11 protein-coding genes are annotated in these 14,466 nt (G+C 26.0%); 2 read left to right on the top strand and 9 right to left on the bottom strand.

Annotated elements, in window-relative coordinates:
* Nucleotides 1-3 precede the first annotated feature (3 nt).
* Nucleotides 4-603, top strand: a complete 600-nt coding sequence (locus tag BRSU_RS03155; RefSeq protein ID WP_048593750.1) for a hypothetical protein — start codon at nucleotides 4-6, stop codon at nucleotides 601-603.
* Nucleotides 604-750: 147 nt separating this feature from the next.
* Here BRSU_RS03155 and BRSU_RS03150 read toward each other — a convergent pair whose 3' ends face one another.
* The 9 genes from BRSU_RS03150 to BRSU_RS03110 all read right to left on the bottom strand — a co-directional run bounded on the left by BRSU_RS03150 (nucleotide 751) and on the right by BRSU_RS03110 (nucleotide 12,362).
* Nucleotides 751-1,266, bottom strand: a complete 516-nt coding sequence (locus BRSU_RS03150) for a GrpB family protein (protein WP_083997857.1) — start codon at nucleotides 1,264-1,266, stop codon at nucleotides 751-753.
* A 552-nt stretch (nucleotides 1,267-1,818) separates the two neighbouring features.
* Nucleotides 1,819-4,578, bottom strand: a complete 2,760-nt coding sequence (gene polA / locus BRSU_RS03145; RefSeq protein ID WP_048593749.1) for a DNA polymerase I — start codon at nucleotides 4,576-4,578, stop codon at nucleotides 1,819-1,821.
* 44 nt (nucleotides 4,579-4,622) lie between these two features.
* Nucleotides 4,623-5,963, bottom strand: coding sequence for a TonB-dependent receptor domain-containing protein (locus BRSU_RS03140; RefSeq protein WP_048593748.1), 1,341 nt, complete (start codon nucleotides 5,961-5,963; stop codon nucleotides 4,623-4,625).
* 101 nt (nucleotides 5,964-6,064) lie between these two features.
* Nucleotides 6,065-6,514, bottom strand: coding sequence for a DUF2752 domain-containing protein (locus tag BRSU_RS03135; protein ID WP_048593747.1), 450 nt, complete (start codon nucleotides 6,512-6,514; stop codon nucleotides 6,065-6,067).
* 38 nt (nucleotides 6,515-6,552) lie between these two features.
* Nucleotides 6,553-6,936 carry a rod-binding protein gene (locus BRSU_RS03130; RefSeq protein ID WP_048593746.1) on the bottom strand — a complete coding sequence of 128 codons (384 nt, stop codon included), beginning with the start codon at nucleotides 6,934-6,936 and terminating at the stop codon, nucleotides 6,553-6,555.
* Nucleotides 6,937-7,054: 118 nt separating this feature from the next.
* Nucleotides 7,055-9,949 carry a methyl-accepting chemotaxis protein gene (locus tag BRSU_RS03125; protein ID WP_048593745.1) on the bottom strand — a complete coding sequence of 965 codons (2,895 nt, stop codon included), beginning with the start codon at nucleotides 9,947-9,949 and terminating at the stop codon, nucleotides 7,055-7,057.
* Nucleotides 9,950-10,029: 80 nt separating this feature from the next.
* Entirely contained in the window at nucleotides 10,030-11,643 is a 1,614-nt protein-coding gene (murJ, locus tag BRSU_RS03120; protein ID WP_048593744.1) for a murein biosynthesis integral membrane protein MurJ, read from the bottom strand.
* Nucleotides 11,644-11,743: 100 nt separating this feature from the next.
* A complete protein-coding gene (locus BRSU_RS03115) occupies nucleotides 11,744-12,160 on the bottom strand; it encodes a PIN domain-containing protein (RefSeq protein WP_048593743.1) in 417 nt (138 codons plus the stop codon).
* On the bottom strand, nucleotides 12,141-12,362 hold the full coding sequence (locus tag BRSU_RS03110) for a hypothetical protein (RefSeq protein ID WP_048593742.1): 222 nt from the start codon (nucleotides 12,360-12,362) through the stop codon (nucleotides 12,141-12,143). The genes BRSU_RS03115 and BRSU_RS03110 overlap by 20 nt, the downstream gene beginning before the upstream one ends.
* A gap of 541 nt (nucleotides 12,363-12,903) precedes the next feature.
* Here BRSU_RS03110 and guaA point away from each other — a divergent pair.
* Nucleotides 12,904-14,448: a glutamine-hydrolyzing GMP synthase gene (gene guaA, locus BRSU_RS03105; protein WP_048593741.1), complete on the top strand. Its 1,545-nt coding sequence runs from the start codon at nucleotides 12,904-12,906 to the stop codon at nucleotides 14,446-14,448.
* The last annotated feature ends 18 nt before the right edge of the window (nucleotides 14,449-14,466 follow it).

The following is a 14,466-nucleotide window of genomic DNA, read 5'->3' as shown; positions in this document are numbered from 1 at the left end:
AATATGATTGATTATAATGAAATAAAAACCATACTAGAAAATAATTATATAGATTGCTACAGTACTATAACTGAAATTTCATCAGATAATAGAGATAAAAATAAAACAATATTATTTTTAATTAATAATAAAAGAGCTATTAACTTTGATGCAAAATTATCAAAAAAATTTAAATCCACTGAAGAAACTCATGGAAATACAGAATTTAAAGCAGTGGATATGATACATATAAAAAATGATACTATAGATTTAATAGAATTCAAAAATATTACAAGTAAAAAAGATAATTATTATAATAAATTAAAAGTTCAAGGAATAGAAAGTTTAATAGTATTATTTAATTTATTAAAAAAAGAACAATTGATAAATACATTTAATCAGTTATTTGATTTTAATTTTATTAAAATCAATTATTACATAATAGTACCTGATAAATTAGGTGCAAATAATTATTCATATAATGAACAAAATAGAAATAGATTAGAAAAACTATGTTTATTTTCAAGATTAGAAACTGAATACTCACATAAATTCTTTTATAATGTAACAGCATATAATGCAAGTTCATTTGAAAATAATTATATTAATGTGCATATAAATTGATTTGATATTTTATAATCAGTATTTAAAATTTTTTCAATTTATATAAATCAATATAAAAATTATATAGGTATATTAATAAGTTATCTTTCTAAAAGCTATTTAATAAAACAATATCTCATAGTATTTATAAATTCTTTCTATAAAATTCTAACGCCTTTTTTCTATGTCTTTTATAAATTTATCTTTATAATTACAATATAATTCAATATCATTATTACAATTTTTCAAAGCTTCTAATTTTATTTTAACATATTCTTCAGCAATATTTTTATTAGCTCTTAAAAAATCTCTGAAAGCTAAATGCCTTTCAATATCGAATTTATTATTAATATCAAATATATGTATATGGGAAAATCTTTTTTGTGTACTGTTATCATCAATATAATCTTTCATAAAAAATCTTCTATTCTCTATTCCATTTTCTCCCATAGCTTTATAACCAATATTAGCAAAATCATCATTATAACTATCAACTTTATTTATATCATCAACTACAGCTAATATATCTATAATAGGTTTTGCTTTTAAATTTTCTATTGATGTGCTTCCTATATGATGAATGATTATGAGTATATCATTGATAATATTTTTTATTTTTGATTCTTCCTCTCTATATAAATTCTTCCAATTAGGATCATAATCAACAATTTCAATTATTCTCATTAACAAACTCCAAATAATAAAATTATTATATACTAAAAATTTTTAACTTTGTAATTTTTTTATTGCAACTTTTTCCCGCCGCACACCGCAGGTGGGCTTCGCCAAAGTTGCAAAAAGTGCAATTGCTAGAACTTTATATTACAAACATGCCTATTAAATATAAGGTATAACCTATAAAAATGCAGTTCTTCGCAAAGCGTATCCGAGCCTGTCGAGGATATAGGTTCTCGCCGAAGGCGGGCTTCGCCTTATACCAATACCGAAAGGTACCTTGCCGGCACGCAAAGCATCGGTAAAAGAACTAGGGTGCTGCACGCTGTGTACTTCGTAGAGCAAAGCCTGGAAATATTTTAAATTAAAAAAATTATTTTTGACAAAATATAGTTATTTAGATATATATAAACTTGAACACGCTTTACAAAACTGATAATTAATTCAAACTCATATTAATAACATATAAAAAATTATAACAATAATTTATTAATTTTTATTTAAGAAAAAGAGTTTTTATATAAAAAATAAAATACCCTTTTTCTTAAAAAAATTAACATATTAATGAACCTCTCCCCAGCTGTTTCCTTTATGTATATCAACTGTTATAGGAACATTAGTTTTTACCGAATGCTCCATTATCTCTTTCATTATAGTCATAGCTTTATCAGCCTCTTTTTCAGAAACTTCAACTACTAATTCGTCATGAACTTGCATAACTATTTTTGCAGTCTTTAAATGATTTTTAAACTCTTTATGTATAGCAACCATGGCAACCTTTATCATGTCAGCTGCACTTCCTTGAATAAGAGTATTCAAAGCCATTCTTTCGGCCTCATTTCTAGCCATAGCATTTGAAGAATTTATAGTCTTTGATAAATCCCTAATCCTTCCGCACATAGTTCTTACAAAGCCTTTATTTTTTACTTCCTCAACTACTTTCTCACAGAAAGGTTTTACTCTTGAATATGTTGAAAAATATCCTTTTATAAAATCTTCTGCCTCTTTTCTTTTTATTCCAAGCTCTTTTGAAAGTCCGAATGCTGTTTTACCGTAAATGATAGAGAAGTTTATTATCTTAGCAATATTTCTCATTGAGGCAGTTACATGCTCTTTGCTTACAGAATATATTTTCATTGCTGTTTTTCTGTGAATATCATCATTATTTTTGAATGCTTCTACTAATACAGGATCATTACTAAAATGTGCCAATAATCTTAATTCTATTTGTGAATAGTCTGCTGCTATAAGTAAATTGCCTTTTTCAGGTATAAATGTATTTCTTATCTCTCTGCCCTCTTCACCTCTCACAGGAATATTCTGCAAGTTAGGTTCTGATGACGATAAACGTCCTGTAGCTGTTACAGTTTGATTGAATGAAGCATGTATTCTTCCTGTCTTTTCATTTATCAAAGTAGGAAATACATCAAGATAAGTATTTTTTAATTTTGCATATTTTCTATATGTAAGCATGTATTCTGCTATTTTGTATTTTTGAGAAAGCTCTGTTAATACTTCTTCATCAGTTGAGAAACCTGTTTTAGTTTTTTTAGTAGGAGGTATTCCCATTTTATCGAATAGTATGTATTCAAGCTGTTTAGGAGATTGTAAATTAAATTCTTCTCCTGCTTCTTTATATATTTTTTCTTTTGTCTTTTCTAATAGTGAAGTATACTCATCAGATAATGATTTCATTTTTTCACTGCTTATATAAACACCGTCAAATTCCATATCAGCAAGTACGCTAACTAAAGGCATTTCTATATTGAAAAATAATTCTTCAAGATTATGAGTTTTCAAAAGCGGAGCAAAACATTCATAGAATCTAAATGTTACATCAGCATCTTCACAAGCATACTCAACAACATCTTTTAAAGGTGCATCTAATAATGTCTTTTTAGCATTATCAGTTAAATCGCCGTATTTGATTGTATTGTATGAAAGATAGGCCATAGCCAAATCATCCATATTATATCTTCCTCTTGTAGGATTAATCAAATATGCAGCAACCATAGTATCAAAGTACATATTGCCTAAACTTTTGCCTATAGCTCTCATCATCTTGTATTCATATTTAAGATTATGACCTATAACCTTTATATCTTCTTTAGCTAAAGTATCAAATACAAGATTCATACATTTATCTTTATCAATATTTGTTCTTCCGCTTAAATCTAAATAAAATGCTTCATTAGATCTTATAGCAAATGAAATTCCTATAATAGTATCTTTAAAAGTATCAAGTCCTGTAGTTTCAAAATCAACACATACAAGTTTTTTACTTTTAATATCTTTTAAAAGATTTTCTAATTCTGTTTCATTCTCTATTAAATAATAGCTAGCCTTATTATCTTTAGCACTAAGTATAGGACTTTCTTCTTTTACAGTTTCATTATTATTTGTTTTTTCATCAGATATTTTTACTTTATCTTCTTTTTTGGAAGAACCATATATATATGAATTGATTTTATCTCTTATCTGTTTTAATTCTAATTCATCTAATATTTTATTGACTTCATCAATATTTATTTTACTGCTTGCTATCTCATTATAATCTAAATTAAAATCTTTAATATCTCTTTCAATGGTAGCAAGCTTATAGCTCATATATGCCATATCTTTTGATTCTAACAGTTTTTCCTGTATCTTACCCTTAATAGAATCAATATTCTCATATATACCGTCTAAACTTTTATATTCTTCAAGAAGTTTTAAAGCAGTCTTCTCACCTACTCCTTTAACTCCTGGTATATTATCTGAAGCATCGCCCATAAGGGCAAGTAAATCTATTATTTGATTAGGATAAACTCCCCTCTTTTCTTTAACGGCCTCGGCATCATACTCCATAAGCTCATTATCTTTATTGCTAGCAACCACTCTTACATCATCGCAAACAAGCTGAAGTATATCTTTATCAGGAGAATAAATTATAGTCTTTATATTCTCTTTTTTATTTTTCTCTGCAATAGTACCAACTATATCATCAGCCTCATAATTCTCAAGTACTATTCTAGATATACCTAAAGCATCTATAAGATTATAAAGTATAGGTATCTGACTTCTTAAATCATCAGGCATGCTCTCTCTATTCTCTTTATACTCTTTATATATTTCATTTCTAAAAGTTTTTCTTGAGCTGTCCAAAGCTATAGCAACATATTCAGCAGGATATGTATTTATAAGTGAGAAATAAGTTCTCATAAAACCATTAATAGATGAAACATTCTGCCCCTTAGAGTTTAAAAGAGGTCTTTTCAAAAAAATAAAATGGTATCTGTAAAGTATACCGAATGCATCGATAATAAGAAATGTTTTTTTCATAATATTTCCATAATTGTTTTTTAATAGATTACATAACTTAATTATTATCGTAATTTTGCAGAAACATTTACAAAATATTCTCTGCTTGATATAGGATAACCTTTAATAGTTTCATACTTAACATCTAATACATTCTTTACACCAAATTTTAATGATATATCTTTGTTAAATACAAATGAACTTATAATATCAAATGTAGTATAAGCCTTATCAACTTCAGATTTTGTTGTATTATTATATTGATCTCCTATATATTGTACATTAAAAAGTATGCTTGATTCAAAATCCTTATTTCGGCTATATATATATTCCAAAGATGTATTAAACTGATGCCTTGGAAGTCCCGGCAAATCATTATTATTTACACTTACATTATATAAATTCTTACCAACTAAATATGAATAATTACCTTTTATTCTTATAGTTGAACTAATATCTTTTATTGGTATATTAAATATTATACTAGTTTTACTTCCTTGAGTTGTAAGATATTGATTATTATTTGTAAGTAAATCTTTTTTTGAACTTATGAAATACAAAGCCTCTAATGTAACTATATCATGAGGCTTTATAGAAAGTCCTATATTTCCTCCTTGATAAAGATTTTGATTTTTTATATTATTTGTATAACCTTTGTTGAGCATAGCAATATCTGTCTGCATATTAACAAAATATTTACCAGTCAAACTTATTTGTTTCACTGGATTTACTTTAAAATTAACATTCCCATTTACATAAGATCTGAAATCTGCTGTTTTACTTTTTTTACCGCTGAATCCTCTTTCCTCACCTGAAGTATCCAAATTAAAATTTAATGAACTATTATTCTGATTTTTTATATTATATTCAAGCAAATTCATTTTACCAGAAGATTTACTTTCATTGGTTTGAGTTTTCACATATTTAATAGTTTTATCCGACTCAATCTTAACATCTCTTGATAATTTTGTATATAAAAGCTCTTCAGATTTAGAATACTTCTTACTTAAAATATCATATACTATTCTCCCTCTTGATGCATAATAATTAATATTTATTGAATCTATATCATCTTTATTATATAAAAATAAATATATTTTTTTTTCATCATTATTAAGTACTTTACCATTTAATATAAATGTAGACTGTGAATATACTGTTTTATTTTTTATATCTATATTACAATATTCTTTTATAAGCTCTGCCATATTTCTTGACTTAGATGATTTTATTTGACTTTTTCTTATATATATTGATCTGTCTAAAAGAAATTGTTTTTCTTTATGAGATGCTTGAATTTCATTTGTTTCTTCTTGTATAGCTTCATAGTCAAACGGAATTTCATCTTCAGCATAAATAGGAAAAGACAAAAAGAAATATAACAATATCATTAATAAAGCTGTCATATTTTTAAATTCCTATCTCATTTATATCGTTAAACGATGCATAAAATTAAACCAATAAAATAAGAATTTGAAAAATCAATATTGTAAAACAAATTTACATATTATCGATATTTAAGTATATATTTTATAATTTTAAATATTTTGTAAAATTCGCTATCATAATTATATGTGAAAGGCTCTTCATTTGGAAATAATAATACAAATCTGACAATATATACTATTATAAAAATTAATAATATAGACATTATAATATAATTATTATGATAAATATAATTTGCTATTTTTAACTTTTTTTTAAATATGATTATGAAGAAAATAATACTTGGAAATATGAATAATGGATGATAATAAAATGCTTTTTTAAAATTTAATTTTAAAATCTCTATATGTGCTCTTGTCATTCCACATCCAGGACATGGATATCCTGTAACTTTTCTAATCATACACAATTCATCTATTGGTATAGAATATTTATCAGAATGTTTATTGCCGTCATAATTTATAAAAAATGCTAGAAAAGATATTAATACAAGTTTTAAAATTTTTATCATAATATTAAAATTATTATGCTTATAAATTAAAAACTATATTATACATATTTTTCCATTTGATTATATATGATATCAGCAAGACCAAAAGTTTTTGTTTTTGAGAATTCTTTTGCATATTCATCATAGAGCATATCTTCAAATATCTGCTCAGCCATACCTCCGTCTATTAAACCAGTTTTATTAACAGTTTTTCTCATTTCTTTAAGCATTTGGTTAATCATCAAAGCTTCAAAATCTTCAGATACTTGTCTTAAACGTTTTTTCTCAAAATCTTTATCATATTTAGATATTGCATTATTTAGATTTTCAGTTGGAGTTTCATCTATAGAAAATTTAGCATTTCCATATTGTTTTTTAGCATTATCTAATTTAGTTAAATTAGCACTGCCCATACTTAAATTATATTTATCAGTTATATTCATAATATTTCCCATAATAAAATTATATCATTATTTATATCGGAAATGATAAAAATTATATTAGCAATAAAAAAGTCTGAACCATTAAAGATTCAGACTTTTATTTTACATATTATTTAAATTACCAAGTTACTATATATTCAGTATAAATATAACCTTTACTTATAGACTTAGTCATTTTCACTTTAGAACCATTAGGATATTTGAATCTAAATATATTTTTGATCATCTCATCATAATAAGTTTCTATCATAGAATCATAATTAGGGAAATAATGAAGATGATAAATAATGCGTTTCTTTTCTGCTTTAACTACTTCTACATGAATATTTTTGAACATCTTCTTAGTGAAATTAACAAATACATCAGCCAAAGCATTCTTTTTAGCAAGTTTTATAAATATCTTTTTAATAAAACTGAATTTCTTAAAATCATATCTAGCTTTTTGTCTAATACCTTCTCTTGCTCCATCATAAAACTCATCCATTATTGAAGTCATAGGTATGAAACAAGATGTAGATAAAGGATATTTCTTTCTAAATTTAGTCTTTTTCACATCTCTAAATATGTTTTTACATTCATCAGGCATTTGCTCTAAAAGTGTTTGGAATTTCTCTTTTCCAAAAGTAGCGATAACAAATTTATAAATACTCTGAACAAATGCATGTCTACTGTATGCTCTGTCACCCTCATTAATAATTTTTATTTTTTCTTTAATAACATCTTCGAAATCTTTTATAACATAGTTAGACATTTCTTTTTCTAACATATCAACTGAATCACTAGCAACATTAGAAAGCTGTTCTATTTCTTTTATAAGACCAAATACATTTCCTATTTGATTTCCCATATCCTGTGTTTTAGAAACTATGTCATCACTATTTTCAGATACAAGTTTCATAGCCTCATCATTTTTCTTAGAGAAATCAGAAAGATTAACTAAATCATCTTTAGCTACAGATATTCGGCCATGTAAATTAGTGTATTGCTCTTTAATCTCTTTAACCGCATTGTATAAACTCTCTATTGATACACTTATTTCTTTTGTAGAATCATATTTTTCATCTGCAACTTTTTTAACTTTAGTCATAGTATTAACAAAATTCTGAAGTTTAACTAGCATATCTTCTGTAGTTATTATTCTTTCAGTCATACTTGACATAATCTGATTCATTTCTTTTTCTATATCTCTTAATATTTTCCAAGCTTTTTCAGACTGCAAATTTGTTGTAGTAGCTAATTTTCTGATCTCTTCAGCAACAACTGCAAATCCTTTACCTTGTTCACCGGCATGTGCCGCCTCAATAGCAGCATTCATCGCTAACATGTTTGTCTGCTGAGATATATCTATAGTAGAATTTACGAAGTCAGTAATACCTCTTATAGAAGTTATTAATGATTTTGTGATATTTTCAGTTTTTACTATTTTTTCTTTACTGTCCTCTGCTAAAGATACAACATGTTCAGATTCTTCTTTAGCCTTACCAACAGAAAGAGATACTTCCTGCATATCTTTTTGCATAGTCATAGTTAATGAATTAATTTGATTGATACTTACAGACTGATCATCAATCTTACTTTGAAGATTATTAGTCATATCATCAATGGAAATTAATTCAGCCAAGCTGGAAGCTATAATTTTATATATTTCCAAATTACTTGTTTCTACATGTTTGAATTCTGTTTGCTGAGATGATATATTATCTATTATCATACCTACAGATTCAGTCATAGAACCTGCGGCCTCAGATATATCCACCATCTTAACTTTTAAAGCATTACTTTGCTCTTTTGATATTTTAAGAGTTTTTGATACGCTTGAAAATACATGCTGAACCATATCAAAGAATATTCTTATCCAAGTACTTAAGTCTCCGAGGGAGTCTCTGGAATTAATCTTACTGACATTAACAAATATATTATTATCAAATACTCCTGATTCTAATTCTTGAGATATTTTATCCAAAGGTTTTAATGATATAGGTATAGTAATATTCAAAACTACTATTATAACTATAATTGCAACTATTAATATAAAGAATATTGTATTATTTGTTGTAACTAATACATTATAGAAAAAGCTTGTAGGCACATACATAAATATATTATAAAAACCATTATCAAACTGTTTGAAAAATAAAGTATATGTATTATCTCCTACTTTGTAATTCTCTCTTATTCTAGTATTAGTATAGAATGTTGTATTTTCTATTGCATTATTTATCCATTCTATATCTTTCAAATCGCTTAATATATAGTTAGGATTATCATGATAGACTATCTTTCTATTTCTAGAATCAAATATAACTGTATTAAATGGTCCTGTTTTTACTATATTTGTAAACATTTCATGAACTATTTCTAAAGAAACATCTGATAGAGAAACTCCTATAAGATTATCATTAATACTTGAATATATAGGAGATGAGAAAGAAATAACTTTTTGAGGCTTATCAATATTCTTTAAATATGGAGAAGAATAATAAATAGTTCTAGGTCTTTTAGCCTCTCTATTCCAATTCTCAGGAAGAGCCAAAGAATAAAATTCCTCTTGATTATAATTATCATTAGCTGTTTCTATTTTAGGCTGCATATTACCTGTGTTGCCTACATCATACAAATATAAAGAGTAAAGTCCTCTCATATAAGGATTATTATTTATGATATCTGGTTCAAAATAAATACCATTTGCTATAACATGATGCAAACCTAATTGAGATTTATGGAATCTATATATTATTTTTCTTAAATTAGTAGCAACATCTGTAACACTTCCTGTAGAGTATAAATCATAAGATACTGTAGCTATATCTGATAAGGAAACAGTACCTACAGTCGTTGAAGTGAATATATTATCAAAAGTAGAAGATACATCATAGAAATAATTCTGCGAAATATTCATAGCAGAATTATATAACGCTTCTCTATTTGTTCTAGTATTTATAAAAATTGTTGGTGATAATGCTAAAATTACAACTATAATAACTAATAAAAGTACCTTATTTTTTAGACTCATAGAAAAAACCTTATATTAAATAAAAAAATTACTGCTTAAATTATCGGATACTTTTTTCTTATTATTAAGAATGATATATATTATTTTTTTAGAAACTTTCTTGATAATCTTCCTTTAAACATGCTAATAAAGGAAACAAAATCATCATTCCTTAATATAATATTGATTACAGAATAAAAAACAACTCCTAATAATATTACTATAAATACTTTTAATATAAAAAATATCCTAGAATCAGCATTGCTGGATAATAAATAATATTTCATTCCATAAACAGAAGCCGCCATAAATAAACTAGCAGCCAATGTCTTTACAACCTCAATTTTTCTATTTATTATCGATTTCACTGCCATTCTCTTTATAAGCAATGTATATAGTATACAAAAAGATACAATATTTGCAACAACACTTGATATAGATATTCCTATAATATCGAATTTAAATACGTAAACACATAAATAATTACTAACAGCATTGATAATAAAGGTAAAAAATGCTACATATACAGGAGTTTTCATATCTTTCATAGCATAAAATGACTGTACAAGTATTCTATAGCTTGCCACAAAAAATAATGATATAGATAAATATCTTAAAGCACTTGATACTAAATATGTAGATTTTGAAGAGAAAGCTCCATACTCAAATATCATTCTTACAATTTCTCTGCCAAGTACCACAAATCCGAAAGTGGCAGGAATAGTAACTAAAGCAACAAGCCTTAAAGAATATCCTAAATTTTCAACAGCTTCATCTTTTTTATTGTCAGCTATTAATTTACTTAAAGTAGGAAGCATAACAGTTGCAACGCTTACAGCAAAAACCCCCAATACAAATTCATGTATTCTAGTAGCAAATGTTACAGCCGAAACCCTACCCTCTCCAATAGCACCGGCAAATGCAGTAGAAACAAGTAAATTTATCTGATATATACTTGCACCAAAAATACCGGGAGCAAATAATTTTATCATCTTTATAACATAAGGTTCTTTAAAATGAAAATAAGGCTTGAAACTAAAACCCTGTTTATGTACAAAAGGCATTTGATAAGCAAATTGTACAAATCCTCCAAGCAGTACAGCAAAAGCAAATACATAAGCCATATTATTAAAGAAATTAGGCAAAAAGAATTTAAAAAACAAAGCCATAGATATAATTACAGTATTTAAAAGTATAGGGCTTGCCGCAGATATAGAATAATAACCTCTTATGTTAAGTACGCCCTGCATCAAAGCAGCCAAAGATATAAACAAAAGATAAGGAAACATTATCCTTGATAGATCCGATGCCAAATTAAGTGCTTCTATATTATTATGTGCAGATTTATAAAGTATTTTTACAAGCAAAGGAGATATTATTATTCCAATACCTACAACTACTATAAGTATTAATCCTAATAATGTAAAAACTGCCCTAAAAAATTTCTTTGATTCTTCAATGCCTTTTTCTTTTTCAAGCTCTGTAAATACAGGTATAAAACTTGCAACCATATTACCTTCAGCAAACAATCTCCTCAATAAATTTGGAAGTATGAATCCTATTGCAAAAGCATCTGCTATAAATGTAGTACCAAGCAAAGCCGCCTGTATTTGATCCCTTACAAGTCCGAATACTCTGCTTACTGTAGTTACCAATGACATTTTTAATGATGATTTAGCTATCTTTTCTTTACTTACTGTTTTATTCTCTGACATATTGCCTCTATTATAAATAAACTGCTAATAGTTTTTATTTTAAAATATAATTAATTATAACAGTATATAAACCATATTATAAAAGCCATATTGTAATATTTTATTCTATTATAGTTATAAATATGTTAGGTTCTATTGCTTTTATTTTAGAATTAAAAAAATCTGGTGTGTTCCTAGTTACTATATAATCTAAACCATATTCTTTAGCACATTCTATTTGTAATCCATCTTCTATATCTTTACAATCTTTATCTATCAGAACTAAATTAATTTTTTTATTGTCTATAGGTATAATAGTAAATATTTTAGATAATTCTAAAATAATTTCTTTTCTTTCACTATATGAATAATATTTTCTAAGTATATAAAATAAATTAGTTATTGTATGTGCTGCTATATAACACTCTATAATATTATTAACACATAAGTCTATTATTTTTTTAGAATTTTCAAAAAATGGCTCTCTGTTCATTAAATAGTCTAAAATTATATTAGTATCAATTAAAATTCTTTTCATCTCTATATTCTTCTAGTTCTTTTTTATAATCAAAATTTTCAGGTAATCTGCATTGATATTTCTTTAAATTTTCTAAAGCCTGTTTTTTATCATTTATTATTTTTTCATTTGAATCATTATTTATAAAATCTATTACTGATAAAAGTTTATCTTCTGGTAATTCTTTAATTAAATTTAATGTTTTTTCTCTTAACTCTGTCACCTAAATATCCTTTTAAATCATTATATATTAAATCTATAATAATTATATATCAAAATTTATTTTATTAAATTATTTTTTTAGATTTATAATAAATATTTACAATATTTTTATAATATAGCTTTCCCATACCAAACATACAGAATAAAAAACTAAAACCAAATCAAAAAGTAATAAAAAACAATCAATATATTTTACTTAACATAATATTACAAACTATTATGTAATTAGATTTTAAATTTTATTCTCACTCCCCGCCCTTTATATTTTATGACTAATTTTGAATTTGTAATTTTCTTTATATTTATTGCTTTAATATGAATGATAACACCCACCCTAGAGTTTTTTTAAATTTAATATGCTAATTAACGCACGATTGATATTTTATACATAATAATTGTTATGAGTAAAGCAATTTTCATTATATAAAAATCAACTTACCATGCGTAATTATCAAAATATTATGATAACTATTAATTGAAATTTTATTATTTTGATGTAATATTAAAAAATTCATAGTTTATTTTTTATAAAAGAGGAATATATGCAAAATAATATTGATAAGGTTTTAATACTAGATTTCGGCTCACAATTTACACAGCTTATCACAAGAAGAATAAGAGAATTGAATGTGTATTCAGAGATACATCCATTTCATGTTTCAATAGATTTTATAAAGGAATTTAAGCCTAAAGCTATAATACTTTCAGGAGGTCCTTCAAGCGTATATGAAGAAGATGCACCAAAAGTAGATAAAGAGTTATTTAATTTAGGAGTGCCTATACTTGGAATATGCTATGGTATGCAGATAATAGTTTATTCTATGGGCGGAAAAGTTGAAAGTGCTGACAAAAGAGAATACGGAAAAGCTGAAATTGAAATTACTAATCATGAAAGCATATTTAAATCATTCGGTAAAAATAATATAGTATGGATGAGTCATGGAGACAGTATTAAATCTATACCTGAAGGTTTTGAACTTATAGCAAAAACTCCAAATACTGAACTCGCTGCTATAGAAAATAAACAAAAAAATATTTATGCTATACAATTTCACCCTGAAGTAGTTCATACTGAAAATGGTATAAAAATAATAGAAAATTTCTTATTTAATATTTGTAAATGCGAAAGAAATTGGAATATGGGCTCTTTTATAGAATATGAAATAAAAAGAATAAGAGAAACTGTAGGCGATAAAAATGTAATATTAGGGCTTTCCGGAGGAGTTGATTCTTCTGTAGCTGCAGTATTAATAGAAAAAGCTATAGGAAAGCAATTAAAATGTATATTTGTTAATAATGGACTATTAAGAAAAGATGAAGATAAAAAGGTTGTTGAAGTATTCAGAGATAATTTCAATATTGATTTGATTTATGTTGATGCTTCAAAGAGATTTTTAGATAAATTAGCAGGTGTTACTGATCCTGAACAAAAGAGAAAAATAATAGGACATGAATTTGTAAGCGTATTTAATGATGAAGCTAAAAAGATAGAAAATGTTGGATTTTTAGCACAAGGTACGCTTTATCCTGATGTTATAGAAAGTGTATCTTTAAGAGGAAGTTCTGCGGTTATAAAAAGCCATCATAATGTTGGCGGACTTCCAAAGGACATGAAATTTGAACTTTTAGAGCCTTTCAGAGAATTATTCAAAGATGAAGTTAGAGAAATAGGTTTAGAATTAAAATTACCTGAAGATATAGTATATAGACAGCCTTTCCCTGGTCCTGGTTTGGCAGTAAGAATATTAGGCGATATCACAGAAGAAAGAGTAAAAATACTTCAGGAAGCTGATGATATAGTTGTAAGCGAGATAAAAAAAGCAGGACTTTATAGAAAATTATGGCAGTCTTTTGCTATACTTCTTCCTGTAAAAAGTGTCGGAGTTATGGGTGATGGAAGAACTTATGAACAAGTTTGTGCTGTAAGGGCTGTTGAAAGTGTTGATGCTATGACTGCTGACTGGGCTAAAATTGATTATAATGTTTTAGGTATAATATCAAACAGAATAATAAATGAAGTAAAAGGTATTAACCGTGTTGTTTATGATATATCTTCAAAACCGCCTGCTACTATAGAATGGGAATAATTTTTATAATAGCGGGAA

Origin of the sequence: Brachyspira suanatina (assembly GCF_001049755.1) — a bacterium.
In the GTDB taxonomy this organism is placed as follows: Bacteria; Spirochaetota; Brachyspiria; order Brachyspirales; family Brachyspiraceae; genus Brachyspira; species Brachyspira suanatina.
This window is presented reverse-complemented; position numbering and strand designations above follow the sequence as displayed.

Excerpts from the sequence above, each read along its gene's own strand:
- BRSU_RS03155 (WP_048593750.1), top strand. The coding sequence starts at position 4 with ATGATTGATTATAATGAAATAAAAACCATACTAGAAAATAATTATATA.
- BRSU_RS03150 (WP_083997857.1), bottom strand. The coding sequence starts at position 1,266 with ATGAGAATAATTGAAATTGTTGATTATGATCCTAATTGGAAGAATTTA.
- polA (WP_048593749.1), bottom strand. The coding sequence starts at position 4,578 with ATGAAAAAAACATTTCTTATTATCGATGCATTCGGTATACTTTACAGA.
- BRSU_RS03140 (WP_048593748.1), bottom strand. The coding sequence starts at position 5,963 with ATGACAGCTTTATTAATGATATTGTTATATTTCTTTTTGTCTTTTCCT.
- BRSU_RS03135 (WP_048593747.1), bottom strand. The coding sequence starts at position 6,514 with ATGATAAAAATTTTAAAACTTGTATTAATATCTTTTCTAGCATTTTTT.
- BRSU_RS03130 (WP_048593746.1), bottom strand. The coding sequence starts at position 6,936 with ATGAATATAACTGATAAATATAATTTAAGTATGGGCAGTGCTAATTTA.
- BRSU_RS03125 (WP_048593745.1), bottom strand. The coding sequence starts at position 9,949 with ATGAGTCTAAAAAATAAGGTACTTTTATTAGTTATTATAGTTGTAATT.
- murJ (WP_048593744.1), bottom strand. The coding sequence starts at position 11,643 with ATGTCAGAGAATAAAACAGTAAGTAAAGAAAAGATAGCTAAATCATCA.
- BRSU_RS03115 (WP_048593743.1), bottom strand. The coding sequence starts at position 12,160 with ATGAAAAGAATTTTAATTGATACTAATATAATTTTAGACTATTTAATG.
- guaA (WP_048593741.1), top strand. The coding sequence starts at position 12,904 with ATGCAAAATAATATTGATAAGGTTTTAATACTAGATTTCGGCTCACAA.